General features: G+C 70.6%; 24 protein-coding genes. 1 reads left to right on the top strand and 23 read right to left on the bottom strand.

Features of this window, described 5'->3' with window-relative positions; genetic code table 11:
* The 13 genes from metK to pyrR form a co-directional block, all read right to left on the bottom strand.
* Positions 1-1209 (bottom strand): methionine adenosyltransferase, encoded by a 1209-nt coding sequence (gene metK, locus ACNYS0_RS33035; RefSeq protein WP_399235351.1) that lies wholly within the window; start codon positions 1207-1209, stop codon positions 1-3.
* 291 nt (positions 1210-1500) lie between these two features.
* Entirely contained in the window at positions 1501-2721 is a 1221-nt protein-coding gene (gene coaBC, locus ACNYS0_RS33030; protein WP_422478834.1) for a bifunctional phosphopantothenoylcysteine decarboxylase/phosphopantothenate--cysteine ligase CoaBC, read from the bottom strand.
* Between the two features lie 105 nt (positions 2722-2826).
* A complete protein-coding gene (rpoZ, locus tag ACNYS0_RS33025) occupies positions 2827-3099 on the bottom strand; it encodes a DNA-directed RNA polymerase subunit omega (RefSeq protein ID WP_326014223.1) in 273 nt (90 codons plus the stop codon).
* 35 nt (positions 3100-3134) lie between these two features.
* Positions 3135-3692: a guanylate kinase gene (gmk, locus tag ACNYS0_RS33020; protein ID WP_422406101.1), complete on the bottom strand. Its 558-nt coding sequence runs from the start codon at positions 3690-3692 to the stop codon at positions 3135-3137.
* A 72-nt stretch (positions 3693-3764) separates the two neighbouring features.
* The gene (locus ACNYS0_RS33015; protein ID WP_026246651.1) at positions 3765-4088 is read right to left on the bottom strand and encodes an integration host factor; all 324 of its coding nucleotides are present in this window, start codon (positions 4086-4088) and stop codon (positions 3765-3767) included.
* Between the two features lie 301 nt (positions 4089-4389).
* Complete coding sequence (gene pyrF, locus ACNYS0_RS33010; RefSeq protein ID WP_422478832.1) at positions 4390-5235, bottom strand: orotidine-5'-phosphate decarboxylase; 846 nt, start codon at positions 5233-5235, stop codon at positions 4390-4392.
* Positions 5232-6335, bottom strand: a complete 1104-nt coding sequence (locus tag ACNYS0_RS33005; protein WP_422478830.1) for a quinone-dependent dihydroorotate dehydrogenase — start codon at positions 6333-6335, stop codon at positions 5232-5234. Before ACNYS0_RS33005 ends, pyrF begins: the two co-directional genes overlap by 4 nt.
* 88 nt (positions 6336-6423) lie before the next feature.
* On the bottom strand, positions 6424-9732 hold the full coding sequence (gene carB, locus ACNYS0_RS33000) for a carbamoyl-phosphate synthase large subunit (protein WP_422478828.1): 3309 nt from the start codon (positions 9730-9732) through the stop codon (positions 6424-6426).
* Positions 9725-10867, bottom strand: coding sequence for a glutamine-hydrolyzing carbamoyl-phosphate synthase small subunit (gene carA, locus ACNYS0_RS32995; RefSeq protein WP_422478826.1), 1143 nt, complete (start codon positions 10865-10867; stop codon positions 9725-9727). The genes carB and carA overlap by 8 nt, the downstream gene beginning before the upstream one ends.
* Positions 10864-11454 carry a PH-like domain-containing protein gene (locus ACNYS0_RS32990; protein WP_422478824.1) on the bottom strand — a complete coding sequence of 197 codons (591 nt, stop codon included), beginning with the start codon at positions 11452-11454 and terminating at the stop codon, positions 10864-10866. Before ACNYS0_RS32990 ends, carA begins: the two co-directional genes overlap by 4 nt.
* Complete coding sequence (locus ACNYS0_RS32985; RefSeq protein ID WP_422478822.1) at positions 11451-12740, bottom strand: dihydroorotase; 1290 nt, start codon at positions 12738-12740, stop codon at positions 11451-11453. Before ACNYS0_RS32985 ends, ACNYS0_RS32990 begins: the two co-directional genes overlap by 4 nt.
* Before the next feature lie 2 nt (positions 12741-12742).
* A complete protein-coding gene (locus tag ACNYS0_RS32980; RefSeq protein WP_422406108.1) occupies positions 12743-13723 on the bottom strand; it encodes an aspartate carbamoyltransferase catalytic subunit in 981 nt (326 codons plus the stop codon).
* 102 nt (positions 13724-13825) lie between these two features.
* Entirely contained in the window at positions 13826-14398 is a 573-nt protein-coding gene (gene pyrR, locus ACNYS0_RS32975; RefSeq protein WP_266721807.1) for a bifunctional pyr operon transcriptional regulator/uracil phosphoribosyltransferase PyrR, read from the bottom strand.
* Between the two features lie 244 nt (positions 14399-14642).
* Between pyrR and bldD the strand changes: the two genes are divergently transcribed.
* Positions 14643-15143 (top strand): transcriptional regulator BldD, encoded by a 501-nt coding sequence (bldD, locus tag ACNYS0_RS32970; protein WP_266721805.1) that lies wholly within the window; start codon positions 14643-14645, stop codon positions 15141-15143.
* Between the two features lie 144 nt (positions 15144-15287).
* On the opposite strand, the gene ACNYS0_RS32965 is transcribed toward bldD, so the two are convergent.
* The 10 genes from ACNYS0_RS32965 to mltG all read right to left on the bottom strand — a co-directional run bounded on the left by ACNYS0_RS32965 (position 15288) and on the right by mltG (position 26289).
* Positions 15288-16733 (bottom strand): pyridoxal phosphate-dependent decarboxylase family protein, encoded by a 1446-nt coding sequence (locus ACNYS0_RS32965; RefSeq protein WP_422478820.1) that lies wholly within the window; start codon positions 16731-16733, stop codon positions 15288-15290.
* Positions 16734-16981: 248 nt separating this feature from the next.
* On the bottom strand, positions 16982-17416 hold the full coding sequence (gene nusB, locus ACNYS0_RS32960) for a transcription antitermination factor NusB (RefSeq protein WP_422478818.1): 435 nt from the start codon (positions 17414-17416) through the stop codon (positions 16982-16984).
* Positions 17417-17418: 2 nt separating this feature from the next.
* Positions 17419-17985: an elongation factor P gene (gene efp / locus ACNYS0_RS32955; RefSeq protein ID WP_385763064.1), complete on the bottom strand. Its 567-nt coding sequence runs from the start codon at positions 17983-17985 to the stop codon at positions 17419-17421.
* A 61-nt stretch (positions 17986-18046) separates the two neighbouring features.
* Complete coding sequence (locus ACNYS0_RS32950) at positions 18047-19165, bottom strand: M24 family metallopeptidase (RefSeq protein ID WP_422478816.1); 1119 nt, start codon at positions 19163-19165, stop codon at positions 18047-18049.
* Between the two features lie 744 nt (positions 19166-19909).
* On the bottom strand, positions 19910-20782 hold the full coding sequence (locus tag ACNYS0_RS32945) for a Pro-rich N-terminal domain-containing protein (RefSeq protein WP_422478814.1): 873 nt from the start codon (positions 20780-20782) through the stop codon (positions 19910-19912).
* Positions 20783-20916: 134 nt separating this feature from the next.
* Entirely contained in the window at positions 20917-22017 is a 1101-nt protein-coding gene (gene aroB, locus ACNYS0_RS32940; RefSeq protein WP_422478812.1) for a 3-dehydroquinate synthase, read from the bottom strand.
* On the bottom strand, positions 22014-22532 hold the full coding sequence (locus ACNYS0_RS32935; protein WP_422478810.1) for a shikimate kinase: 519 nt from the start codon (positions 22530-22532) through the stop codon (positions 22014-22016). The genes aroB and ACNYS0_RS32935 overlap by 4 nt, the downstream gene beginning before the upstream one ends.
* Positions 22529-23713 (bottom strand): chorismate synthase, encoded by a 1185-nt coding sequence (gene aroC / locus ACNYS0_RS32930; RefSeq protein WP_422478808.1) that lies wholly within the window; start codon positions 23711-23713, stop codon positions 22529-22531. The genes ACNYS0_RS32935 and aroC overlap by 4 nt, the downstream gene beginning before the upstream one ends.
* Before the next feature lie 130 nt (positions 23714-23843).
* Positions 23844-24677 carry a shikimate dehydrogenase gene (locus tag ACNYS0_RS32925; RefSeq protein ID WP_422478806.1) on the bottom strand — a complete coding sequence of 278 codons (834 nt, stop codon included), beginning with the start codon at positions 24675-24677 and terminating at the stop codon, positions 23844-23846.
* On the bottom strand, positions 24658-26289 hold the full coding sequence (mltG, locus tag ACNYS0_RS32920; protein ID WP_422478804.1) for an endolytic transglycosylase MltG: 1632 nt from the start codon (positions 26287-26289) through the stop codon (positions 24658-24660). Before mltG ends, ACNYS0_RS32925 begins: the two co-directional genes overlap by 20 nt.
* Positions 26290-26408 lie beyond the last annotated feature (119 nt).

The raw sequence follows: 26408 nt of genomic DNA, 5'->3' as shown, positions 1-26408 counted from the left end.
CTACAGGCCCGCGGCCTTGCGCAGCGCGTCCACGCGGTCCGTCTTCTCCCACGTGAAGTCGGGCAGCGCGCGCCCGAAGTGGCCGTAGGCGGCCGTCTGGGAGTAGATCGGGCGGAGCAGGTCGAGGTCGCGGATGATCGCGGCCGGACGGAGGTCGAAGACCTCGGAGATCGCGGCCTCGATCTTGTCCGTGTCGACCGTGGCCGTACCGAAGGTCTCCACGAAGAGACCGACCGGCTCGGCCTTGCCGATCGCGTACGCGACCTGGACCTCGCAGCGCGCGGCGAGACCCGCGGCCACGACGTTCTTGGCGACCCAGCGCATCGCGTACGCGGCCGAGCGGTCGACCTTGGACGGGTCCTTGCCGGAGAAGGCGCCGCCGCCGTGCCGGGCGTAGCCGCCGTACGTGTCGATGATGATCTTGCGGCCGGTCAGACCGGCGTCGCCCATCGGGCCGCCGATCTCGAAGCGGCCGGTCGGGTTGACCAGCAGGCGGTAGCTCTCGGTCTCCAGCTTGATGCCGTCGTCGAGCAGCGCCTTCAGCTCCGGCTCCACCACGAACTCGCGGATGTCGGGGGCGAGCAGGGAGTCCAGGTCGATGTCGCTCGCGTGCTGCGAGGAGACCACGACCGTGTCCAGGCGGACCGCCTTGTCGCCGTCGTACTCGATGGTGACCTGGGTCTTGCCGTCGGGGCGCAGGTAGGGGATCGTCCCGTTCTTGCGCACCTCGGACAGGCGGCGCGAGAGGCGGTGCGCGAGGTGGATCGGGAGCGGCATGAGCTCCGGCGTCTCGTCGCACGCGTAGCCGAACATCAGGCCCTGGTCGCCCGCGCCCTGCTTGTCGAGCTCGTCCTCGTCACCCTCGACGCGCTTCTCGTACGCCGTGTCGACGCCCTGCGCGATGTCGGGCGACTGCGAGCCGATGGAGACCGAGACGCCGCAGGAAGCGCCGTCGAAGCCCTTCTTCGACGAGTCGTAGCCGATCTCGAGGATCTTGTCGCGCACGAGCTGCGCGATCGGCGCGTACGCCTTCGTGGTCACCTCGCCCGCGACGTGCACGAGGCCGGTGGTGATCAGCGTCTCGACGGCGACGCGGGACGAGGGGTCCTCGCGGAGCAGCGCGTCGAGAATGGTGTCGCTGATCTGGTCAGCGATCTTGTCGGGGTGACCCTCGGTCACGGACTCCGAGGTGAACAGGCGACGGGACACAACGCTCCCTGTGGTTGCAGCGGCTGCTGGCTGATCATTTGCCGGTTGGTGCGGGGGGCTGCGCCCGGCACCGTCCGGGAACAGTTTATCGGTCGTACTCGTCCGCCGGTCCACGTGTCTCGCCCAATGGGAGGGCTGTGACCTGCGACACCGCATTCTGCGATACGACGATCGGTCTTCGGAAGGGTACTGCTCGCCCGAAAATGGCGTGTTTTCCGGGTTTCCCTGCGTCAAACGCGTCGGATGTGAATTTCACGTACCGGTGAGATTCCGCGCGTGTTCGACCAAGGTTCAGCCCGCCGCCGCGGGAGTGAGCCGCCGCGCCGTCTCGTCCCAGATGCGGTCGGCGAGCGCCTCCTTCGGGCCGTACGGGACCTGCGTCTCGCCACCGTCGGCGCCCAGGATCACGGCCTCGTTCTCCTCGGAGCCGAAGGTCTTGCGCTCCCCCACCTCGTTGACGACGAGCAGGTCGCAGCCCTTGCGGGCGAGCTTGGCGCGACCGTTGGCGAGGACGTCGTCGGTCTCCGCGGCGAAGCCGACGACGACCTGCCCCGGGCGGGCCCGGTCGGCGGACAGCTCGGCGAGGATGTCCGGGTTGCGCACCAGGGCGATCGGCGCGGGCTCCTCGCCGTCCTTCTTCTTGATCTTCCCGGTGGCGTAGACCTCGGGGCGGAAATCGGCGACGGCCGCGGCCATCACGACCGCGTCGGCGTCGGCGGCCGCCTTGAGGGCCGCCTCGCGCAGCTGCACGGCCGTCCCCACGCGCACGACGTCGACGCCCGCCGGGTCCGGCAGGTCGGCGTTCGCGGAGAGCAGCGTGACGCGGGCGCCGCGGGCCGCCGCCGTGCGGGCGAGTGCGTAGCCCTGCTTTCCGGAGGAGCGGTTGCCGAGGAAGCGGACCGGGTCGAGGGGCTCGCGGGTGCCGCCGGCGCTGACGACCACGTGGCGCCCGGCGAGGTCCTGCGGTGCATCGCCGCGGGCGAGCACCCGGCGTGCGTACTCGAAGATCTCCGCCGGGTCGGGGAAGCGGCCCTTGCCGGTGTCGACGCCCGTGAGGCGGCCGACCGCGGGCTCGATGACGAGGGCGCCGCGGCGGCGCAGTGTGGCGACGTTCTCCTGGGTGGCCGGATGCTCCCACATCTCGGTGTGCATCGCGGGGGCGAAGACGACCGGACATCGGGCGGTGAGGAGCGTGTTCGTGAGGAGGTCGTCGGCGAGTCCGTGGGCCGCCTTGGCGAGCATGTCGGCGGTGGCCGGGGCGACGATCACCAGGTCCGCGTGCTGGCCGATGCGTACGTGGGGCACCTCGTGGACCGAGTCCCAGACCTCGGTCGAGACCGGATGGCCGGAGAGCGCCGACCAGGTCGCGGCGCCGACGAAGTGCAGAGCCGATTCGGTCGGCACGACGCGTACGTCGTGGCCGGACTCCGTCAGCCGTCGCAGCAGTTCACACGCCTTGTAGGCGGCGATTCCGCCGCTGACCCCCAGTACGACCTTCGGCTTCGACGACACCGGTTCTCCCCTGACTTCGCTGCGTACGAGGAAACGTACGACTCCATGACACACCACAGGCCCGACAGCTGCGCTGCCGGGCCTGAAGTACCGAGACTACGAGCGTTACTGAGCCGGGCCCTCGATGGCCTCGGACGTCAGCAGACCCGCATTGATCTCACGAAGGGCGATCGAGAGCGGCTTCTCGTGGACGTGCGTGTCCACCAGCGGGCCGACGTACTCGAGCAGGCCCTCACCGAGCTGCGAGTAGTACGCGTTGATCTGACGCGCGCGCTTGGCGGCGTAGATGACCAGGCTGTACTTCGAGTCGGTGGCCTCGAGGAGCTCATCAATCGGCGGGTTGATGATGCCCTCGGGCGCGGTGATGGTAGAGGACACTCTCTGCCTTCCGATGGGGTAAAGACTGCTGAAGATCAAACAACTTTCATCAAGGCTAGCAGCTCAGCGGCCACACCCTCGACGGAGGTGTTGACAAGTGTGGTGTCGAACTCCGCCTCGGCGGCGAGCTCCACCTTGGCGGCCGCGAGGCGGCGCTCGATGACCTCCGGCGCCTCCGTACCTCGCCCGGTGAGCCGGCGGACCAGCTCTTCCCAGCTCGGAGGGGCCAGAAAGACCAGCTGCGCCTCGGGCATCGACTCCCGGACCAGGCGAGCACCCTGGAGGTCGATCTCCAGCAGCACCGGCTCCCCCGCCTCCAGGCGGTCGAGCACGGCTCCGCGCGGGGTGCCGTAGCGGTTCCCCGCGAACTCGGCCCACTCGAGGAGCTCACCGTTGGCGATCAGCTTGTCCATTTCCTCGTCGGTGACGAAGAAGTACTGGACACCGTGCTGCTCACCGGGGCGCGGCTTGCGGGTCGTGGCCGACACCGAGAGCCAGACCTCGGGGTGTTCCTTGCGCATATGGGCGACAACCGTGCTCTTGCCGACCCCCGAGGGGCCGGAGAGCACGGTCAGCCGCGGACGTTCACTCATGCAGCGATTATTCCAGTTGTTCCGGAGTGCCCGGACCAGCCCCGGGAATCAGCCCGGGGAGGTCGCGGCCACTCAGGCTCCGGTGCTGCCGAACTCGCGCTCCAGGGAGGCGATCTGGTTGGAACCGAGACCGCGCACCCGGCGGGATTCGGAGATCCCGAGCCGCTCCATGATCTGCTTGGCGCGGACCTTGCCCACGCCCGGCAGGGACTCGAGGAGGGCGGAGACCTTCATCTTGCCGATGACGTCGTTCTCCTGGCCCTGCTTGATGACCTCGTGGAGGGAGGCGCCGGAGTGCTTGAGTCGATTCTTGACCTCGGCCCGCTCCCGGCGAGCCGCGGCGGCCTTTTCGAGCGCGGCTGCGCGCTGTTCAGGGGTAAGGGGCGGAAGAGCCACGCCTACGTCACCTCGGATGTCGAACTGTCGGATACGGACCGGTGAGGAACCTAGTCGCCCCACACCTGGGGAGCAACGAACAACCCGCTGGCGTGCAGTTGACCGTTGACTCTCGACGGAGACTAGCGGGCATGGCCGCCAGAGTCAGCGAGAACAGACGAAAAGTCCTGGTCAGCCTCTGTCGAGCCGTACATTCTGGACAAATCGACCACTAAACAGGACAGGATTCGGACGCAAAACCCAAGGTCGGCACGGAGTGCCACCCTTAAACCTCACCCCGAACCCTCTCCGAACCCCGGCGTCAGGCCCCCGCGACGGCCTCGCGCACCTCGTCCGCGAACCGCACGGAGGCGTCCCGAAGGGCGGCGACCGAAGGACCCGCCCTGAGAACTCCACGGCTCACATTCGGTACGACGTTGCGCACGGCGGAACCGAAGACCGAGGGGAGGTCGGCGGCGGTGGCACCCTGCGCCCCGATGCCGGGGGCGAGGAGCGGGCCGTTGATGTCCAGCTCGTAGGAGGACAGATCGCCGAGCGTCGCGCCGACGACCGCGCCGAAGGAGCCCATGGGCGTCTCGCCCGCGTTCTCCTCGGCGAGGTGCCCGAGCATCGTCGCGCCCACGTTGCGGCCGTCGGCGCGCACCGCGTGCTGCACCTCGCCGCCTTCGGGGTTCGACGTGAGCGCGAGCACGAAGAGTCCTGCCCCGGACTCGCGGGCCAGGTCGAGGGCCGGCTTCAGGGACCCGTAACCCAGGTACGGCGAGACGGTCAGGGCATCCACGAACAGCGGGGAGTCCTCGCGCAGGTACGTCTCCGCGTACGCGGCCATGGTGGAGCCGATGTCGCCGCGCTTGGCGTCCATGACGACGAGGGTCCCGGCGGCGCGCAGGTCCGCGACGGCCCGCTCCAGGACGGCGACGCCGCGCGAGCCGAACCGCTCGAAGAACGCCATCTGCGGCTTCACCACGGCGACCGTGTCGGCCATGGCCTCGACGCACGCGCGCGTGAAGGCCTCCAGGCCCGCGACGTCGTCGGTCAGGCCCCAGGAGGACAGCAGGGCGGCGTGCGGGTCGATGCCGACGCACAGCGGGCCGCGCTCGTCCATGACGCGGCGCAGGCGTGCGCCGAAGGGCTCAAGGGCGGTCATGCGGAAACCTTCCTCACATCGGCGCCGATCGCGTCGGCGAGCGTGGCGTACGGGGAGTCGCGCAGGCGGGCGGCGAGGCCCTTGTGGATCGCGCGGGCGTAGCAGGGGCCCTCGTAGATGAAGGCCGAGTAGCCCTGGACGAGGGTGGCACCGGCGAGGATGCGCTGCCAGGCGTCCTCGGCGTTCTCGATGCCGCCGACGCCCACGAGCGTGATCCGGTCGCCCACGCGCGCGTAGAGGCGGCTCAGGACCTCCAGGGAGCGCTCCTTGAGGGGCGCGCCCGACAGGCCGCCGGTCTCGTTCACGACGTCGCCCCGGGTGGCGAGGCCCTCGCGGGTGATCGTCGTGTTGGTGGCGATGATGCCGTCGAGGCCGAGCTCCACGGCCAGGTCGGCGACCGCGTCGACGTCCTCGTCCGCGAGGTCGGGCGCGATCTTCACGAGGAGCGGGACGCGACGCGACTTCACGGTGCGGTCCGCGGCCTCGCGCACGGCGCTCAGGAGCGGCCGCAGCGACTCCGTGGCCTGGAGGTTGCGCAGGCCCGGCGTGTTCGGCGAGGACACGTTCACGACGAGGTAGTCGGCGAACGCGGCGAGCCGCTCGGTGGACTTCACGTAGTCGGCCGCAGCGTCGGCCTCCGGCACGACCTTGGTCTTGCCGATGTTCACGCCGACCGTGGTCTTGAAGACCGGGTTGCGGGAGGCCAGGCGGGCCGCCACGGCGAGCGAGCCCTCGTTGTTGAAGCCCATGCGGTTGATGAGCGCGCGGTCCTGCACGAGGCGGAAGAGGCGCTTCTTGGGGTTGCCGGGCTGGGCCTCCCCGGTGACGGTGCCGATCTCGACGTGGTCGAAGCCGAGCATCGACATGCCGTCGATCGCGACGGCGTTCTTGTCGAAGCCGGCGGCGAGGCCGAAGGGGCCGTGCATGCGCAGGCCCAGTGCCTCCGTACGCAGCTCCTTGTAGCGCGGCGCGAAGTACGCCGCTACGAAGGTGCGCAGAACGGGCGTGCGGGCCGCGAGGCGGATCCAGCGGAAGGCCAGGTAGTGGGCCTTCTCCGGGTCCATGTGCTTGAAGACGAGGTTGAAGAACAGCTTGTACATGCTGGAAGTCCTATAGGTCCTCATGAGGCGGTGGCCTCATGAAGAGGGGGACACCGGTGTGGTGTCCCCCTCTTGGGCTGCTGGATCCTTAAGCGCGGGACGCCGTCAGGTGCTCCGCGTGTTCCTGCAGGGAGCGCACGCCCACGTCTCCGTGGCCCAGCGCCTCGATGCCCTGGACGGCCGCCGCGAGCGCCTGGACCGTGGTCAGGCACGGCACGGAGCGGGAGACCGCCGCCGTACGGATGTCGTAGCCGTCGAGGCGGCCGCCGGTGCCGTACGGGGTGTTGACGATCAGGTCGACGTCGCCGTCGTGGATCAGCTGGACGATCGTCTTCTCGCCGTTCGGGCCCTCACCCTCGGACTGCTTGCGCACGATCGTGGCGTTGATGCCGTTGCGCTTGAGGACCTCGGCGGTGCCGGAGGTGGCGAGCAGCTCGAAGCCGTGGGCGACCAGCTCGCGCGCCGGGAAGATCATCGAGCGCTTGTCGCGGTTGGCGACGGAGATGAACGCCTTGCCCTTCGTCGGCAGCGGACCGTAGGCGCCCGCCTGCGACTTGGCGTAGGCGGTGCCGAAGACGGAGTCGATGCCCATGACCTCGCCGGTGGAGCGCATCTCCGGGCCGAGGACCGTGTCGACGCCGCGGCCGTGGATGTCGCGGAAGCGCGACCACGGCATGACGGCCTCCTTGACGGAGATCGGCGCGTCCATCGGCAGCGTGCCGCCGTCACCGGTCTTCGGGAGCAGGCCCTCGGCGCGCAGCTCGGCGACGGTGGCGCCCAGCGAGATGCGGGCGGCGGCCTTCGCGAGCGGCACCGCGGTCGCCTTCGAGGTGAAGGGGACCGTGCGGGACGCGCGCGGGTTGGCCTCCAGGACGTAGAGGATGTCCCCGGCCATGGCGAACTGGATGTTGATCAGGCCGCGCACGCCGACGCCCTTGGCGATGCCCTCGGTCGAGGCGCGCAGGCGCTTGATGTCGTGGCCGCCGAGCGTGATCGGGGGCAGGGCGCACGCCGAGTCGCCGGAGTGGATGCCGGCCTCCTCGATGTGCTCCATGACGCCGCCGAGGTAGAGCTCCTCGCCGTCGTAGAGCGCGTCGACGTCGATCTCGATGGCGTCGTCGAGGAAGCGGTCGACGAGGACCGGCCGCGAGGGGCTGATCTCCGTCGACTCCTCGATGTACGAGGACAAGCGCTCCTCGTCGTAGACGATCTCCATGCCGCGGCCGCCGAGCACGTAGGACGGGCGGACGAGGACCGGGTAGCCGATCTCGTCGGCGATCGTCTTCGCCTCCGCGAACGTGGTGGCGGTGCCGTGCTTGGGCGCGGGAAGACCGGCCTCGGCGAGCACGCGCCCGAAGGCGCCGCGGTCCTCGGCGGCGTGGATCGCCTCCGGGGGCGTGCCGACGACGGGCACGCCGTTGTCCTTGAGCGCCTGCGCGAGGCCCAGCGGGGTCTGGCCGCCGAGCTGCACGATGACGCCCGCGATCGGGCCCGCGAGGGACTCCGCGTGGACGATCTCCAGGACGTCCTCGAGGGTCAGCGGCTCGAAGTAGAGGCGGTCGGACGTGTCGTAGTCCGTGGAGACCGTCTCCGGGTTGCAGTTGACCATCACGGTCTCGTAGCCGGCGTCGCTGAGCGCGAAGGAGGCGTGGACGCAGGAGTAGTCGAACTCGATGCCCTGGCCGATGCGGTTCGGGCCGGAGCCGAGGATGATCACGGCGGGCTTCTCGCGCGGCGCGACCTCGGACTCCTCGTCGTACGAGGAGTAGAAGTACGGCGTCTTGGCGGCGAACTCGGCGGCGCAGGTGTCGACCGTCTTGTAGACCGGGCGGACGCCCAGGGCGTGCCTGACCTCGCGGACGACGTCCTGGCGCAGGCCGCGGATCTCGGCGATCTGGCGGTCGGAGAAGCCGTGCCGCTTGGCCCCGGCGATCAGGTCCTTCGTCAGCTCGGGGGCCGCGGCGAGCTCGTCGGCGACCTCCTTGATGAGGAAGAGCTGGTCGACGAACCACGGGTCGATCTTCGTGTAGTCGAAGATCTCCTGCGGCGTGGCGCCGGCCCGGATCGCCTCCATGACGGTGTTGATGCGCCCGTCGGTCGGGCGGACCGAGGCCTCCAGGAGCTCCTGCTTGTCGCCGGTCTCGCCGACGAAGGAGAACTGCGAGCCCGCCTTCTCCAGCGAGCGCAGCGCCTTCTGGAACGCCTCGGTGAAGTTGCGGCCGATGGCCATGGCCTCGCCGACCGACTTCATGGTCGTGGTCAGCGTGGAGTCGGCGCTCGGGAACTTCTCGAAGGCGAAGCGCGGGGCCTTCACGACGACGTAGTCGAGCGTCGGCTCGAAGGACGCGGGGGTCTTCTCGGTGATGTCGTTCGGGATCTCGTCCAGCGTGTAGCCGACGGCCAGCTTGGCGGCGATCTTCGCGATCGGGAAGCCGGTGGCCTTGGATGCGAGGGCCGAGGACCGGGAGACGCGCGGGTTCATCTCGATGACGATGACGCGGCCGTCTTCGGGGTTGATCGCGAACTGGATGTTGCAGCCGCCGGTGTCGACGCCGACCTCGCGGATGATCGCGATGCCGATGTCGCGCAGCCGCTGGTACTCGCGGTCGGTGAGGGTCATCGACGGGGCGACGGTGATCGAGTCACCGGTGTGCACGCCCATCGGGTCGAAGTTCTCGATGGAGCAGACGACCACGACGTTGTCGTTCTTGTCGCGCATCAGCTCCAGCTCGTACTCCTTCCAGCCGAGGATGGACTCCTCCAGGAGCACCTCGGTGGTCGGGGAGAGCGTGAGGCCCTGACCGGCGATGCGGCGCAGCTCCTCCTCGTCGTGCGCGAAGCCGGAGCCCGCGCCGCCCATGGTGAAGGAGGGGCGGACGACGACGGGGTAGCCGCCGAGCTCCTCGACGCCCTTCATGACGTCGTCCATGGAGTGGCAGATGTACGAGCGGGCGGACTCGCCGTGCCCGATCTTCCGCTTGACCTCCTCCACGACCTCCTTGAAGAGGTCGCGGTCCTCACCCTTGTTGATCGCCTCGACGTTGGCGCCGATCAGCTCGACGCCGTACTTCTCGAGGACGCCCTGGTCGTGCATCGAGATCGCGGTGTTGAGCGCGGTCTGGCCGCCGAGGGTGGGCAGGAGCGCGTCGGGGCGCTCCTTGGCGATGATCTTCTCGACGAACTCGGGGGTGATCGGCTCGACGTACGTGGCGTCGGCGATCTCCGGGTCGGTCATGATCGTCGCCGGGTTGGAGTTGACCAGGATGACCCGCAGGCCCTCCTTCTTCAGCACCCGGCAGGCCTGGGTGCCGGAGTAGTCGAACTCCGCGGCCTGGCCGATGACGATCGGGCCCGAGCCGATGACGAGGACGGACTTCAGGTCGTTGCGCTTAGGCACGGGCGGACTCCATCAGAGACACGAAGCGGTCGAACAGGTACGCGGCGTCGTGCGGACCGGCCGCCGCTTCGGGGTGGTACTGGACGGAGAAGCCCGGCTGGTCGAGCAGCTGGAGCCCCTCCACGACGTTGTCGTTGAGGCACACGTGGGAGACCTCGGCGCGGCCGAACTTGGTGTCGCTCACCTTGTCGAGCGGCGCCTCCACGGCGAAGCCGTGGTTGTGGGCGGTGACCTCGACCTTGCCGGTGGTGCGGTCCTGCACCGGCTGGTTGATGCCGCGGTGGCCGTACCTCAGCTTGAACGTGCCAAAGCCGAGCGCGCGGCCGAGGATCTGGTTGCCGAAGCAGATGCCGAACAGCGGCGTCCTGCGCTCCAGGACGGCGGTCATCAGCGCGACCGGGCCCTCGGCGGTGGCCGGGTCGCCCGGGCCGTTGGAGAAGAACACGCCGTCGGGATTCACGGCGTACACGTCCTCAGGGGTCGCGGTGGCCGGCAGGACGTGCACCTCGATGCCGCGCTCGGCCATGCGGTGCGGGGTCATGCCCTTGATGCCGAGGTCGATGGCGGCGACGGTGAACTTCTTGGTGCCGACCGCGGGGACGACGTAGGCCTCCTTGGTGGCGACCTCCTCGTACAGGCTCAGGCCCTTCATCGCGGGCTGCGCCTGGACGCGGGAGACGAGCTCGGCGTCGGCCGGGAGCGTCTCGCCGGAGAAGATGCCGGAGCGCATGGAGCCGCGCTCGCGCAGGTGGCGGGTGAGGGCGCGGGTGTCGATGCCGGAGATGCCGACGATGTCCTGCGCGACCAGCTCGTCGTCCAGGCTGCGCTTGGCGCGCCAGTTGGACGGCACGCGCGCGGGGTCGCGCACGACGTAGCCGGAGACCCAGATGCGCTTCGACTCGTCGTCCTCGTCGTTCCAGCCCGTGTTGCCGATCTGCGGGGCGGTCGCGACCACGATCTGGCGGTCGTACGACGGGTCGGTGAGGGTCTCCTGGTAGCCGGTCATGCCGGTGGAGAACACGGCCTCGCCGAAGGTCTCCCCCACGGCCCCGTAGGCGCGGCCGCGGAACACCCGGCCGTCCTCCAGGACGAGCACGGCGGGAACCTTCTCAGTTCCCCTGGTGGAGGTGGTCATCGTGCGGTGCCTTCCGTCGTTGCCTGCGGGATGTTCTTGTTGATCATGTCGTTCAGGGTGGTGACCCACTCCGCCTGCTCGGCGGCGTGGTCGGAGCGGAATCCGGAGTCGATCAGCTTGTCGCCGTGCGCCCAGGTGACGATGAGCATGCCGCCCTCGGTGAGGACCTTGCCCGCGATGCCCTTGTCGAGCCGGGCCTCGCGCAGCGCCCCCACCGGGACGAAGAAGTCGCTCGCTCCGGGGCGTACGGCGGTCAGACCCTCGTCGGTGAGCGTCAGCTCGACGCGACTGCGGGTGCCGAGGCCGTGCGCCACGATGCGGTCGAGCCACTGCCCGGCGCTGGTGGAGCCGTGGTACCGGCCGCTCAGCTCCAGTTTCGCCGGGCCCTGCTCCGAAGGCGCGCTGGGCAGCTCCGGCAGGTCGCCCTGGAGGGTGCCGCGCCACTTCCAGCCCTGGCGCATCAGCCAGTAGACGAGCGCGATGAAGAGCAGCAGGCCGACGATCCAGCCGATGCGGTTCGGCCAGTCGGTCACCTCCGCCGACTTCTGTTCGGCGGCGAGGACGGCGAGTGGTTGCAGAGGTGTCACGCGAGCTTCCCGTCGGCGAGGGTGGCCTTGCCCCGCAGCCAGGTGTGGGTGACGCGCCCCGGCAGCTCACGGCCCTCGTAGGGGGTGTTGCGGCTGCGGGAGGCGAAGCCCGCGGGGTCCACGTCACCACGGTAGTCGGCGTCGACGAGAACGAGGTTCGCGGGCTCACCTGCCGAGACGGGACGTCCGTGGCCCTTGGCCTGTCCGATCTCGGCGGGCTTGACGGACATCCGGTCGGCGACCCCGGCCCAGCTCAGCAGGCCCGTCTCGACCATCGTCTGCTGCACCACGCTGAGCGCGGTCTCCAGGCCGACCATGCCCATGGCGGCGGCGGCCCACTCGCAGTCCTTGTCCTCGTGCGGGTGCGGGGCGTGGTCGGTGGCGACGATGTCGATCGTGCCGTCGGCCAGCGCCTCGCGCAGCGCCATGACGTCCTTCTCGGTGCGCAGCGGCGGGTTGACCTTGTACACCGGGTTGTACGAGCGCACCATCTCGTCGGTGAGGAGCAGGTGGTGCGGGGTGACCTCGGCGGTGACGTCGATGCCGCGGGACTTGGCCCAGCGGATGATCTCGACGGAGCCGGCGGTCGACAGGTGGCAGATGTGCACGCGGGAGCCGACGTGCTCGGCGAGCAGGACATCCCGGGCGATGATCGATTCTTCGGCCACCGCGGGCCAGCCGCCGAGACCCAGCTCGGCGGAGACGGTGCCCTCGTTCATCTGGGCGCCCTCGGTGAGGCGGGGCTCCTGGGCGTGCTGCGCGACGACGCCGCCGAAGGCCTTCACGTACTCCAGGGCGCGACGCATGATCACGGCGTCGTGGACGCACTTGCCGTCGTCGGAGAAGACGGTGACGCCTGCGGCGGACTCGTGCATCGCGCCGAGCTCGGCGAGCTTGACGCCCTCCAGGCCGACGGTGACGGCGCCGATGGGCTGCACGTCGCAGTAGCCGTGCTCCTGGCCGAGCCGGTAGACCTGCTCGACGACGCCCGCGGTGTCGGCGACCGGGAACGTGTTGGCCATGGCGAACACGTTCGTGTAGCCACCGGAAGCCGCGGCCTGGGTGCCGGTCAGGACGGTCTCGGAGTCCTCGCGGCCGGGCTCGCGCAGGTGGGTGTGCAGGTCGACGAGGCCCGGCAGAAGGACCTTGCCCTCGGCCTCGACGACGGTCTCGACGCCCTCGGCGGACAGTCCGCTGCCGACCTCGGCGATCACGCCGCCGTCGATCAGGACGTCCTGCGGCTCGCCGCCGAGCACCTTCGCACCACGGATAAGGGTCTTGCTCATGATTACTTCGTCTCCTCGGTACGAGAGTGGCTGACGGCGGGCTCGTTGCCGCCAAGCAGCAGGTACAGAACGGCCATCCGCGTGTGCACGCCGTTGGCGACCTGCTCGATGACCGTGCAGCGGTCGGAGTCGGCGACCTCGGCGGTGATCTCCATGCCGCGGACCATCGGGCCGGGGTGCATCACGATGGAGTGCTCCGGCATCCGCGCCATGCGGTCGCCGTCGAGCCCGTAGCGGCGCGAGTACTCGCGCTCGGTCGGGAAGAACGCGGCGTTCATCCGCTCGCGCTGGACGCGCAGCATCATCACGGCGTCGGACTTGGTGAGCGTCGAGTCGAGGTCGTAGGAGACCTCGCAGGGCCAGCTCTCGACGCCGACGGGCACCAGGGTGGGCGGCGCGACGACGGTGACCTCGGCGCCGAGCGTGTGCAGCAGGTCGACGTTCGAGCGGGCGACGCGGCTGTGCAGCACGTCTCCGACGATCGTGACGCGCTTGCCGTCGAGGCCCTTGCCGATGCCGGCGTCCGGCCCCACGAGGCGGCGGCGCATCGTGAACGCGTCGAGCAGCGCCTGCGTGGGGTGCTGGTGGGTGCCGTCACCGGCGTTGATGACCGGCGCGTCGATCCAGCCGGAGGTGGCGAGCCGGTACGGGGCGCCGGACGCGCCGTGCCGGATCACGACGGCGTCGACGCCCATGGCCTCAAGGGTCTGGGCGGTGTCCTTGAGGGACTCGCCCTTCGAGACGCTCGACCCCTTGGCGGCGAAGTTGATGACGTCCGCGGACAAGCGCTTCTCGGCGGCCTCGAACGAGATCCGCGTACGCGTCGAGTCCTCGAAGAAGAGGTTGCAGATGGTCCGGCCGCGCAGCGCGGGCAGCTTCTTGATGGGCCGGTCGGCGACGCGGGCCATCTCCTCGGCGGTGTCGAGGATGAGCACGGCGTCGTCGCGGGAGAGGTCGGCGGCCGAGATGAGGTGTCGCATCATCTGGGGTGCTCCGTAAGGAAGTTCAGGAGATTCGGGACATACGGGCGCGCGAGGGCACACCTGTCGAGCCGTACGCGGGCGCGCGCACGGCAGGAAGGGGTGCTACTGCTCGGCCGCCTGGGCGTCCGGCTTGGCACCGAGCAGCACGGCGTCGCGGCCGTCCTCCTCGGCGAGCTGGACCTTGACCGTCTCCCGCAGCGACGTGGGGAGGTTCTTGCCGACGTAGTCGGCACGGATGGGGAGTTCGCGGTGGCCGCGGTCGACGAGGACGGCGAGCTGCACGGCACGCGGGCGCCCGATGTCGTTCAGGGCGTCGAGAGCGGCGCGGATGGTGCGGCCGGAGAAGAGCACGTCGTCGACGAGGACGACGAGGCGGCCGTCGATGCCGTCACCCGGGATCTCGGTGCGGGCGAGCGCGCGCGGCGGGTGCATGCGCAGGTCGTCGCGGTACATCGTGATGTCGAGCGAGCCGACGGGGATGGCGCGGCCGGTGATCTCTTCGAGCTTCTCGGCCAGCCGGCGGGCGAGGAAGACGCCTCGCGTGGGAATGCCCAGGAGAACCACGTCCTCGGCGCCCTTGGCGCGCTCGACGATCTCGTGGGCGATGCGGGTCAGTACCCGCGCGATGTCAGGGCCTTCGAGAACCGGCCGGGCATCGGACTGCTGCGTGTCCATACGAAACGGACCCCCTTCTCCGCCTCACGGGACGGACCTTAAAGGACGTCGGATTTTGCCGTGTCAACACTACCAGCCCCCGGAACATCACTGATCACCCGCCTGGAGGTGCGGGACGGCCGAATTCACGAGAAGGTCGGTACGGACCATTCGGCTTGACGCGGCCAAGTAACGCTGCGTAACCTCACAGTGAGTTACAGCCACGCGGCGCAGCCGCTTAGTGATGCAGTGTCCGGGGAGCTATATGTCCAGCGAATACGCCAAACAGCTCGGGGCGAAACTCCGCGCGATCCGTACCCAGCAGGGCCTTTCCCTCCACGGTGTCGAGGAGAAGTCCCAGGGACGCTGGAAGGCGGTCGTAGTCGGGTCGTACGAGCGCGGCGACCGTGCCGTGACCGTGCAGCGCCTCGCCGAACTGGCGGACTTCTACGGCGTGCCGGTGCAGGAGCTGCTGCCGGGCACCACCCCGGGTGGCGCCGCCGAGCCGCCGCCGAAGCTGCGCCTCGACCTGGAGCGTCTGGCCCACGTGCCGCCGGAGAAGGCGGGCCCGCTTCAGCGCTACGCCGCCACGATCCAGTCGCAGCGCGGTGACTACAACGGCAAGGTGCTCTCGATCCGCCAGGACGACCTGCGCACCCTCGCCGTCATCTACGACCAGTCGCCCTCGGTGCTGACCGAGCAGCTGATCAGCTGGGGCGTGCTCGACGCGGACGCGCGTCGCGCGGTGGCGCACGACGACGTCTGATCCGGCCACACGCAGCAGAAACGTCACAGCCCTGAGGGGGCGGAGCGATTGGGCTCCGCCCCTTCTGGGGTTTCGGGCCCGGAACACCGGGGCCCCGCGCCGCGTGGCCCCGCCCCGGACCCTGCTCCTCAAACGCCGGAGGGGCTAAAAATTCCGGTACAGCCGCCCGATCACCTCGGGCAGCAGGCGCGCGCTCAGCCTCGGTGGCAGCGCCTGGAGGACCGCGAGCACGGGCGCCATCCGCTCCGGCAGCCGGCCGCCCTCCCCCACCCCGGCGAGCGCCAGCGCGATCTCCACCTCCTCCGAGGTCAGCGCGTCCGGATCCAGCGTGGCCGCCGCCTCGACGACCTCGGGATCCACCCGAACGGGCCCCAGCTCACGCGCCCTTTTCACCGCCTTCTCCAGCTCCGCGAGGAGCAGCCGCGCGGTCTCCTCTTGCGCGACGGCCGCGGTCACTGTCAGATGCAGGGTTGCCGGTGACGCCCCGAACGCCGGCTGCGGCTGTAGATACCAGCCGCTCCCCCGCAGCTCGTCCGCCACCACGAAGACATCGATGTCCGGGTCGTCGGAGGCCACGGCGATCAGGGACGCCTCGGGCCGCGCGGCGAGCCGCAGACCGCCGATCCGTTCGACACCGTCGGCGAGCGCGCGGGTCGTGCGGTGTACGCGCGTCGACAGCACCGCGTAACCTTCGGCGCCGACGCGCTCCGTCACCGCCCAGGCCGCCGCGAGGGGCCCTGCCGACTTGGTGCCCTGGAGCGTGGAGTTGACCACGGGGTAGCCGGGCCAGGCGGCGTGCGCGAACCAGCCGTGGCGGCGCAGCCCCGCGTCCCGGAACAGGAGCAGCGAGGCCCCTTTCGCCGTGTACGCGTATTTGTGCAGGTCAACGGAGAGGGACGTCACGCCGGGGACGGACAGGTCGAACTCCGGGATGTCCGGTACGTCCCGCTCCTGCCGCGCCGCGTGCCGCAGATGCCCGAGGTACCAGCCGCCGATGCACGCGTCGACGTGGCACAGCACCCCGCGCCGCTCCGCCTCCCGGGCCACCTCGACGACCGGGTCGATGACGCCGTGCGCGTACGAGGGGGCGGAGACGACGACCAGGGCGGTGCGGTCGCTGATCGCCGCGGCGATGTCGTCCGGGCGTGCCTTGAAGGTGTCCGGGTCGACGGGGACGCTCACCACGCGCAGGCCGAAGAGCTCGGCGGCCTTGTGGAAGGCGGGGTGCGCGGTCTCGGGGAGTACGAGTTCGGGCTCGGTCACCCCGCGCTCCTTGCGGGCGTGCTGACGCGCGGTCAGGACGGCGAGCAGACAGCTCTCGGTGCCGCCGCTGGTGAACGTTCCCGCGCTGCCGCCGAGCAGTGCGGTGGCCCGGCGCACCAGGTCGTTCTCCAGCTCCACGACGCTCGGGAACGCCGTCATGTCGAGCCCGTTGACCCCGGCGAAGGCGGCCTGCGCGGCGTTCGCCAGTTCGTCGAGGCCTTCGAGCCCGGAGTCGTAGACGTACGCCATCGTGCGGCCGCCGTGCACCGGCAGATCCCCCGCGCGCAGTGCGGTCAGCCGGGCCAGGATCGGGTCGTCGGTCGTCATGCGGACTCCTCGTCTCGCCGGGTGGCCCTCGGTGCTCGCCCGGCGCGAAGGACTCGTCGAAGTCGGCGCGCAGGCGGATCAGTTCGGGCCACGTAGCCGATGCGCACGCGCGCGGGGAGGGAGTCCGGACCTGTCGGTGGCATGACCAGAACCTATGAAGAACCCCGGAAACGCACCAGGCCCGGAGCAGAACATCGTTCATGTTCTGCTCCGGGCCCGCGGAACGGTGCTGCGTCCGGCGGCGGGGCTCAGACCTCGTCGCGGCGCAGGGTCGGCTTCAGGTCCTTGAAACGACCCAACAGTCCGTTGATGAACGCCGGGGACTCGTCGGTGGAGAACTCCTTGGCCAGCGAAACGGCCTCGTCGAGCACCACGGCGTCCGGGGTCCCGTCGACCCAGACCAACTCATAGGCGCCGAGCCGCACGATGTTGCGGTCGACGACCGGCATCCGGTCCAGGGTCCACCCGACGGAGTACTGCGAGATGAGCTCGTCGATCCGGGACGCCTGCTTGGCGTACCCCTCGACCAGCTCCATCGTGTACTCGCTCACCGGCGGCTGCCGCGTGTCGCTGCGGGAGTGCCGGATCCAGTCCGCGAGGACCGTCAGGGTGTCGGCGCCGCGCTGGTCTGCCTCGAAGAGGATCTGAAAGGCGCGCTTGCGGGCCGTATTACGGGCAGCCACGGTTAGCTGTTCACCCGGCCGAGGTAGTCGCTGGAGCGGGTGTCGACCTTGATCTTCTCGCCCTGGGTGACGAAGAGCGGGACCTGGATCTGGTGGCCGGTCTCCAGGATGGCGGGCTTGGTGCCGCCGGTGGAGCGGTCGCCCTGGACGCCCGGCTCGGTCTCCTTGATGACCAGCTCGACGGCGGCCGGCAGCTCGACGAAGAGCACCTCGCCCTCGTGCTGGGCGACCGTGGCCTCGAAGCCCTCGATCAGGAAGTTGGCGGCGTCGCCGACGGCCTTGCGGTCGACGTGCAGCTGGTCGTACGTCTGCATGTCCATGAACACGAAGTAGTCCCCGTCCATGTACGAGAACTGCATGTCGCGCTTGTCAATGGTGGCCGTGTCGACCTTGACGCCGGCGTTGAACGTCTTGTCGACGACCTTGCCGGAGAGCACGTTCTTGAGCTTGGTGCGCACGAAGGCAGGGCCCTTGCCGGGCTTGACGTGCTGGAACTCGACGACGGACCAGAGCTGGCCCCCGTCGAGCTTGAGCACCAGGCCGTTCTTGAGGTCGTTCGTGGAAGCCACGGTTGCGGAATCTCCTGGACTGACGTGGACGACCCAGGGGCACGCGAGCAGCCTTTGCGGGCTAGAGCGCGAGCAGCTCCTTGGTCGTGATGGTGAGTAGCTCGGGTCCGCCGTCCGCCTCGGGGCGAACGACGAGCGTGTCATCGATCCGGACGCCGCCCCGCCCCGGGAGGTGGACCCCCGGTTCGACGGTGACCGGCACACAAGTGTCCAGTTTACCCATGGCTGCGGGGGCCAACTGCGGGTCCTCGTCGATTTCGAGTCCCACCCCGTGTCCGGTCAGCGACGCAAGCCCGTCACCATACCCTGCCGCGTCCAGGACGTGACGGGCGGCCCGGTCCACTTCGCGGCACTCGACGCCCGGCGCCAGGCTCTCCCGGCCGGCCCGCTGGGCAGCGAAGACGAGGTCGTACAGCTCGATCTGCCAGTCCGCGGGCGAGGTTCCGATGACGAACGTACGACCGATCTCGCAGCGGTAGCCGCGGTACGTCGCGCCCAGGCACACGGAGAGGAAGTCGCCCTCCTCGACCCGGCGGTCGCTGGGGCGGTGGGCGACGCGTCCCGAGTTCGGGCCCGTGCCCACGGAGGTGGGGAAGGCGGCGCCGTCGGCGCCGTGGTCGACAAGTCGACGTTCCAGTTCGAGGGCGAGGTGCCGCTCCGTGCGGCCGACGAGAATGGATTCGAGCAACTCGCCGAGCGCCTGGTCGGCGATCTCCGCCGCGATCCGCAGGCAGGAGATCTCCTCCTCGTCCTTGACGAGGCGCAGCTGTTCGACGCCGCTGTTGAGGTCGAGGAGGCGGAGTCGGGGTGCCACGGAGCCGATCGCCCGGTGCCGGGCCACGGTGAGGTGGTGCTCCTCGACGGCGAGCGAGTCCGCGCCGCGGAACGCCGCCACGTCGGCGGCGGCGACGGCCGGGTCGCCCGCGGGCACGTCCAGGACCTGTACGCGCAGTGCCTCGTCGATCCGTCCTTCGACGGGTTCGTCGCTCGGCGCCCGCGCGCACAGCAGGAGGTCGTCACCGCCGCCGGGGTCGCGGCCCAGCAGGAGGGCGGCGCCGTTCGGTGCCGTTCCCGCCAGGTAGCGGACGTTGGCGGGCCGCGAGACGAGGGTGGCCGCGCTGCCACCCGCTGTCGCGCGCTCTCTGAGCCGGTCCCGTCGGGCCGCGTACACCTCTGCCATGACGCCGAGCGTACGAGCGGCTGGGCCCCGCGGCCGTCCCAGCGCGTCCGGACGGGTCCCTCCGGTCGGAACGGGTGGGCTGCCGCCCGGGTGGGGTGGGGGTTGTTGCGGTGGGCGGAGTGGTGCGGGGGCGTGGGCGGCGGTGGGGTTCCGGCTGCCCGGGGCCGGTTGCCTCGTCGGGGGACGTCTGCCGCGATCGCTGCGGGGCGCCGTACCAACCCGGCTTCGTCGGCCCCCGGTCATCTCCCACCCGCCCGCCCCCTCCGGGGGCTGCGGCCGCCCGGGGCCGGGCCCGCTGCGGCGGGGTTGGCGCCTGCGTAGGCGCGGGGTGCGTGGCTTCCACGTGGTCGGGGCCTCACCTTCGTTGCGCGGCACCGTGCGCCGCCTTGCCCACCCTGCCGCCCAAGGCGGCAGATTGCCCAAGTCGGTGGCGGCCGACCGCAACGGGTGGGACCCCGTGAACGACGAAAGGCGGCCCAAGACGGTGGCGCGGCCGACCGCGGCGGGAGGCCGCACCCGTCGGGCCGATGCCCCCGGAGGGGGCGGGAGGGGGGGAGGTGGGCTAAGGGGACAGGCCGCGGCGCGCCGCATCCCCTCGTCCGGCAGAGCCACGGATGACCCCGGCCCGGCCGACCCACCGGAACCACATCCGACGGCCCCGCCGACTCCAGCCGAAACCTAGGCCGCCGACCCCGTCACCCCCACCGGAACCAAATCCACCGACCCCGCCGGGCTACGGCGGTGTCACCACTTCGGGGGGCTCGTGATCGCGCGGGCCAGGACCTCGTCCAGGACCTGGGCCGTGCCGGGGACGTCCAGCTGGGAGTTGTCGATGATCGGGAGGCCCGAGCCGTACCAGCCGGCCATGCGGCCGTGGATGCGGGCGACCTCCTCGTCGGTGAGGCGGCGGTTGCCGCTGCGCCGGGAGTTGCGCTCCAGGACGATCTCCAGGCCGGGGAGGAGGACGACCGGAAGAAGGCCGGGTCCCACGTGGCGCTTCCAGCCGCCCAGGCCCACCACGGGCCGGTCCGGGAACACGGCGTCGTCGAGGATGCAGGAGATTCCATTCGCCAGGAAGTTGCGCGCGGCGAAACCGCAGGTGCGGCGGGCCAGTCGGTACTGGGCCTCGCTGTTGTCGTTCCAGCCGCTCTGCGGGTCGGCGAAGCCCGAGCGCACCCATTCCCGTACGTCGTCGAGGCTGATGTGGGCCGTCGGGACGCGGCGGCTCTCCGCCCAGTGGCGGGCGACGCTCGTCTTGCCCGCGCCCGCGGGCCCGATGAGCAGCACGGCGAGCGTGGTCGAGGTGGAGTCGGCGGGCGCCTGCGCGGGCGGCGGGCTCGGCACGGCGACGGGCGCGCCGGTCGGGAGCTGCACATGGCCGGTGGTCTCGCGCGGCGGCTGCTGCGGCGGATGCGCGGCCTGCGGCGGTGGCGGGGCCGGGGCCTGCGGCGCCTGGATGTGCGGCTGCTGGGCCGGCGGGTGGTGCGGCGGCGCTCCGCTGAAGCCCGGCATGCCTGGCGGCGGCTGAGGCGCGTGACTCGCCTGCGGCAAAGGGCCGGACGGCACCTGCCCCGGCCGATGGGGCGGCGGCAGCGGAGACCCCCCTGCGTGCTGCATCCGGTGCCACTCCATCTCGTACGACGGTCACTTGGGCGCCGGCGAACGGGGCGCTACCGAACGGTACCGTCCCCGGCCGCCGTTGTGTGAACGGCCGGGGAGGTCCCGACGTGCCCGAACATCAACGGAACGGACTATTCCGCCACTTCGCCGTACGCGGCGAGCAGAACGGCCGGGTCCGGGCCCTCGAGAACGGTCGGTCGGCCGAGGCCGTCGAGGACGATGAAGCGCAGCAGGTCCCCGCGGGACTTCTTGTCGACCTTCATGGTCTCCAGGAGCTTGGGCCACTGGTCGTAGCGGTACGACAGCGGCAGCCCCACGGATTCCAGGACCGTGCGGTGGCGGTCCGCCGTCGCGTCGTCCAACCGGCCCGCCAGGCGGCCGAGTTCGGCGGCGAAGAGCATGCCGACGGAGACCGCCGCGCCGTGCCGCCACTTGTAGCGCTCGTTCTTCTCGATGGCGTGCGCGAGCGTGTGCCCGTAGTTGAGGATCTCGCGCAGGCCCGCCTCCTTGAGGTCGGACGAGACGACCTCGGCCTTGACCCGGATGGCGCGCTCGATCAGCTCGGCGGTGTGCTTGCCCGTGGGCGTACGGGCCGACTCCGGGTCCTCCTCGATGAGTTCGAGGATCTTCTCGTCGGCGATGAAGCCGGCCTTGATGACCTCGGCGAGACCGGACACGAAGTCGTGCACGGGGAGGGAGTCGAGCGCCGCCAGATCGCACAGGACCCCGGCCGGCGGGTGGAAGGCGCCCACCAGGTTCTTGCCCTCGGCCGTGTTGATGCCGGTCTTGCCGCCGACCGCCGCGTCCACCATGGCGAGCACGGTCGTCGGGATGGCGATCCAGCGCACACCGCGCAGCCAGGTCGCGGCCACGAACCCGGCGAGGTCCGTGGTCGCGCCGCCGCCGACGCCGACGACGACGTCGGAGCGCGTGAAGTTGGACTGCCCGAGGGCCTTCCAGCAGTACGCGGCGACCTCGGCGGTCTTGGCCTCCTCGGCGTTCGGCACCTGGATGGCGATCGCCTCGAAGCCCTGGTCGGCCAGGTCCCCGCGCAGCGCCTCGCCGGTCTCGGCGAGCGCCTCCGGGTGCACGATGGCGACGCGCTTGACCTTGTCACCGATCAACGAGCCCAGCTCGCCCAGGAGTTGACGCCCCACCAGGACCTCGTACGGGTCCGTGCCAGCGGTCCCGCCGACGTGGATACGGGTGACCTGCTCCGGCTGCTCGCTCATGCCTGCTTCAACTCCAGTGCGTCGAGGACCGCTTCGGTGACCTCGTCGGGGGTGCGGCCGTCGGTGGCGACGACCACCCGGGCGACCTCGGTGTACAGATGCCTGCGCGCCTCCATCAGCTCCCGCCACTGCTTGCGGGGGTTGACGGCGAGCAGCGGCCGGGCCGCGTTCAGGCCGGTGCGCTTGGCCGCCTCGTCGACGTCCATCGAGAGATAGACGACGGTCGGGTGGGCGGCGAGCAGGGCGCGGGTGTCGGCGTCGAGGATGGCGCCGCCGCCGAGCGAGAGCACGCCCTCGTGGTCGGCGAGCGCCGCCGCGACGGAGGCCTTCTCCAGGGCGCGGAAGTGCGCCTCGCCCTCGTCGACGAAGATGTCGGCGATGGTGCGGCCCTGTGCGGTGACGATGTCGTCGTCGGTGTCCCGGTAGGCGCAGCCGAGCCGCTCGGCGAGCAGCGCGCCCACCGTCGACTTGCCGACACCCATCGGTCCGACGAGGACGACCTGCGGGCCGCTCACCGGATCTGGAGGTTGTCGAGGTACGAGGTGACGTTGCGCCGGGTCTCGGAGACGCTGTCGCCGCCGAACTTCTCCGCGACCGCGTCCGCGAGCACCAGCGCGACCATCGCCTCGGCGACGATGCCGGCGGCCGGCACGGCGGAGACGTCGGAGCGCTGGTGGTGGGCCTGGGTGGCCTCGCCGGTGGCGACGTCGACGGTCTTCAGGGCGCGCGGCACGGTCGCGATCGGCTTCATCGCGGCACGCACGCGCAGCAGCTCACCGGTGGACAGGCCGCCCTCGGTGCCGCCCGCGTGTCCGGAGACGCGGCGGATGCCCTCGTCCGTCTTCACGATCTCGTCGTGCGCCTGCGAACCGGGCACCCGCGCCAGCTCGAAGCCGTCACCGATCTCGACGCCCTTGATGGCCTGGATGCCCATGAGCGCACCGGCGAGGCGGGCGTCGAGCTTGCGGTCCCAGTGCACGTGCGAGCCGAGGCCCACCGGCACGTCGTAGGCGAGGACCTCGACGACGCCGCCGAGCGTGTCGCCGTCCTTGTGGGCCTGGTCGACCTCGGCCACCATCTGCTTCGACGCGTCGGCGTCGAGGCAGCGCAGCGGGTCGGCGTCCAGCTTCTCGACGTCGGCCGGGGTCGGGTAGACACCCTGCGGGGCCTTCACCGAGCACAGTTCGACGACGTGGGAGACGATCTCGATCCCGGCCGTCTCCTTGAGGTACGAGCGGGCGACCGCGCCGAGCGCGACCCGGGCGGCCGTCTCGCGGGCGGAGGCGCGCTCCAGGATCGGGCGGGCCTCGTCGAAGCCGTACTTCTGCATGCCGGCGAGGTCGGCGTGGCCGGGGCGCGGGCGGGTCAGCGGCGCGTTGCGCGCCATGTCCTTGAGGATCTCCGGGTCGACCGGGTCACCGGACATGACCTGTTCCCACTTGGGCCACTCGGTGTTGCCGACCATGATCGCGACCGGCGAGCCGAGGGTCAGGCCGTGCCGCACACCGCCGAGGAAGGTGACCTCGTCGCGCTCGAACTTCATCCGGGCCCCGCGGCCATAGCCGAGGCGGCGCCGTGCCAGGTGGTCCGCCACCATCTCCGTGGTGATCGGAACGCCGGCGGGAAGTCCCTCCAGCGTCGCGACGAGTGCGGGGCCGTGCGACTCCCCCGCGGTCAGCCAGCGCAACCTGCTCAACGGTGCTCCTCATGCTCGCGCTCTGTGTATGGGAACGATCCTCCCACGTCCACGGAGCCCGGCGTTTCGGGTGTCCGGGGTGCGGACGCCACATGAGACGCGTGCCACACGCGCGAGCCCGGGAGCCGGGTCAGCCGAGCGCCTTGACGCCCGCCTCGCGCATCGCGGCGAGCACCGGGCGGGTGTCGCCGGTGAACTGCTCGAACTGGAAGACGGCCTGGTGCACGAGCAGGTCGAGCCCGCTGAGCACCGCCCCGCCGCGCCGCTCCCAGGCCGCGGCCAGCGGCGTGGGCCACGGATCGTAGAGGACGTCGAAGAGCGTGCCGACACTCTCGGGGACCGCCTCGACCAGGTGGTCCGTGCCGCCCTTGGGCGTCGTGGCGATCACCAGCGGCGCCTCGAAGGCCGCCGGCGCCTCGGCCCAGTCGGCCGTGCGCACCCGCACCCCGAGGCGTTCGCCCCAGCCGCGCATCTCGTCGGCGCGCTGCGCGCTGCGCACGTAGGTGACGACCTCACCGGTGCAGATCCGGGACAGGGCGGCGAGCGCGGAGGACGCGGTGGCGCCCGCGCCGAGGATCGCCGCGGACTCGACCTTCTCCACACCGCGCTCGTGCAGCGCCGCGATGAGCCCCGGGATGTCGGTGTTGTCGCCGACCTTCCGCCCGTCGGCGCGCAGTACGACGGTGTTCACCGCCTCCACGGAGCGCGCCGTCTCGGTGATCTCGTCGAGCAGCGGGATCACCGCCCGCTTCAGCGGCATCGTCAGCGAGAGCCCGGCCCACTCGGGCCCGAGCCCGGAGAGGAAGGCGGGCAGCGCCGCCTCGTCCGTCTCGAACCGGTCGTACCGCCAGTCGTCCAGACCCAGCGCCCGGTACGCCGCGATGTGCAGCTGCGGCGAGAGGGAGTGGGCGATGGGCGAACCCAGAACCGCCGCCCTGCGCACGTCAGTTGGACTGGCTGGCATTGAACTTTTCCTTCAGCTTCTCGAACTCGGCGTTGGTCTTCGCGAACTCGGTCTTGTGCATGCCGTCCGTGGCCACGAAGTAGAGCCAGCCGTTGCTCGTCGGCTTGAGCGTCGCGGCGAGCGCCACGTCGCCGGGGTTGCCGATCGGGCCGGGCGGCAGCCCCTTGCGCGTGTAGGTGTTGTACGGGTCCTTGTTGCTGTTGATCTCGGACTCGCCGATGTTGATGTTGCTCTGACCCTTGAGGTAATTGAAGGTCGAGTCGAACTGAAGGAGCTGGTTGGTCTCCGTGTTCGAGGTCTTGAGGCGGTTGTAGACGACCTCGGCCATCTTGCGGAAGTCGTCGTGCGTCTTGCCCTCGGCCTGTACGAGGCTCGCGACGGTGAGCACCTGCCACGGGTTGTCGAGGTGGAGCTGCTTGGCCTCGCCCTCGAGGTCGATCCGCTCGTACGTGTCGTTGGCCCGCGCGACCATGTCCTTCAGGACGTCCTCGGGCTTCATGCCCTTGGCGGCCGCGTAGCTCGACGGGTAGAGGAAGCCCTCCAGCGGGTCCTTCACGCCGCGGTGGTCCAGCGCCCAGTCGGGCAGGCCGAGATCCTTGTAGTCCTTCTTCGCGACCTTGGCCGTGGTGCCCTTGGCGACCTTGAGCTTCTGGTCGATCTTCTCGTAGACGGCCGCGTTGCGGGCGCCTTCGGGGATGGTGAGGTTGGCGCGGGCCGTCGGGCTGAGCAGCATGTCGACCGCGCTCGACGCGGACATCTGCTTCTCCATGACGTACGCGCCGTCCTGGATCGTCTTCCCCTTCGGGTCGGCCGCCTGGGCCGCGACGAACGCGTCGACGCTCTGCACGACGCCGGCGTCCTTGAGCTGCTGGCCGATGGCGTAGCCGCCCGCGTTCTTCGGGATGACGACGGTGACCTGCTCGCCGTTGCCGCTGCCCGCGTAGTCCGGGGCCGCGCCGAAACGATCCTGGTAGAACTGGTAGCCGAAGTAGCCGACGCCACCGACACCGGCCGCGAAGATCGCGGTCAGGACCAGGCAGGCACAGCCGCTGCGCCGCTTCTTCGGCTTCTTGCCGCCGCGGCCCCGGCGCCCGCCGCGCCCCTCGTCGTAGTCGTCCTCGTCGTCGCCACCGCCGTTGAAGAACGCTTCCTCGCCCTGGTCCGGTCCGGCGTCCCAGCCGGTCCCGGGGTCCTGCGGGCGACGGTTGCCCGGCGGCTCCGGCGGCGGGTAGGCGCCCGGAGTGTTGTAGTAGTCCGGCTCCTCGCCGTTGTACGCGGCGTGCTGACCGGTGCCGTACGGGTCCGCGGGGTCCACACCGTACGGGGGCTGACCGCCCTGGCCGTTGTCCCAGCCGCTCTGGCCCTGCTGTCCACCGCCGTACGACTGCTGCCCGTAACCGGGGTCCTGACCGTAGCCGGGATCCTGGCCGTAGCCGTAGCCCTGCTGACCGGTGTCCCAGTCACCGCCGTAGGCCTGCTGCGGGTCGTAACTCCCCTGGCCGCCGTAGGGCGCCTGGCCGCTCCCGGCCTGCTGCCCCCACCCCTGGTCCCCGTACAGCGGGTCCGCGGGATGCCACGGTTCGGGGCCTTGGCCCCGGCCATACTCAGTCATCGGTCCCCTACAAGCCGCGAGGCGGGGTGGGCCGCTCTCCGATCTGGAAGGTCAACCGTTCCGCCTCTTGATGCTGTGCGGCGGCTATTCGAACACCGCCGGTCGCGCGGAACGTTACC

Source organism: Streptomyces anthophorae (assembly GCF_049310305.1).
GTDB lineage: Bacteria > Actinomycetota > Actinomycetes > Streptomycetales > Streptomycetaceae > Streptomyces.
This window is presented reverse-complemented; position numbering and strand designations above follow the sequence as displayed.

Bases quoted from the DNA above. Each gene is read 5' to 3' on its own strand.
- gmk (WP_422406101.1), bottom strand. From the start codon at position 3,692: ATGAGTGAACGTCCGCGGCTGACCGTGCTCTCCGGCCCCTCGGGGGTC.
- pyrF (WP_422478832.1), bottom strand. From the start codon at position 5,235: ATGACCGCCCTTGAGCCCTTCGGCGCACGCCTGCGCCGCGTCATGGAC.
- ACNYS0_RS33005 (WP_422478830.1), bottom strand. From the start codon at position 6,335: ATGTACAAGCTGTTCTTCAACCTCGTCTTCAAGCACATGGACCCGGAG.
- carA (WP_422478826.1), bottom strand. From the start codon at position 10,867: ATGACCACCTCCACCAGGGGAACTGAGAAGGTTCCCGCCGTGCTCGTC.
- ACNYS0_RS32985 (WP_422478822.1), bottom strand. From the start codon at position 12,740: ATGAGCAAGACCCTTATCCGTGGTGCGAAGGTGCTCGGCGGCGAGCCG.
- ACNYS0_RS32980 (WP_422406108.1), bottom strand. From the start codon at position 13,723: ATGATGCGACACCTCATCTCGGCCGCCGACCTCTCCCGCGACGACGCC.
- pyrR (WP_266721807.1), bottom strand. From the start codon at position 14,398: ATGGACACGCAGCAGTCCGATGCCCGGCCGGTTCTCGAAGGCCCTGAC.
- bldD (WP_266721805.1), top strand. From the start codon at position 14,643: ATGTCCAGCGAATACGCCAAACAGCTCGGGGCGAAACTCCGCGCGATC.
- ACNYS0_RS32965 (WP_422478820.1), bottom strand. From the start codon at position 16,733: ATGACGACCGACGACCCGATCCTGGCCCGGCTGACCGCACTGCGCGCG.
- ACNYS0_RS32950 (WP_422478816.1), bottom strand. From the start codon at position 19,165: ATGGCAGAGGTGTACGCGGCCCGACGGGACCGGCTCAGAGAGCGCGCG.
- ACNYS0_RS32945 (WP_422478814.1), bottom strand. From the start codon at position 20,782: ATGCAGCACGCAGGGGGGTCTCCGCTGCCGCCGCCCCATCGGCCGGGG.
- aroB (WP_422478812.1), bottom strand. From the start codon at position 22,017: ATGAGCGAGCAGCCGGAGCAGGTCACCCGTATCCACGTCGGCGGGACC.
- ACNYS0_RS32925 (WP_422478806.1), bottom strand. From the start codon at position 24,677: ATGCCAGCCAGTCCAACTGACGTGCGCAGGGCGGCGGTTCTGGGTTCG.
- mltG (WP_422478804.1), bottom strand. From the start codon at position 26,289: ATGACTGAGTATGGCCGGGGCCAAGGCCCCGAACCGTGGCATCCCGCG.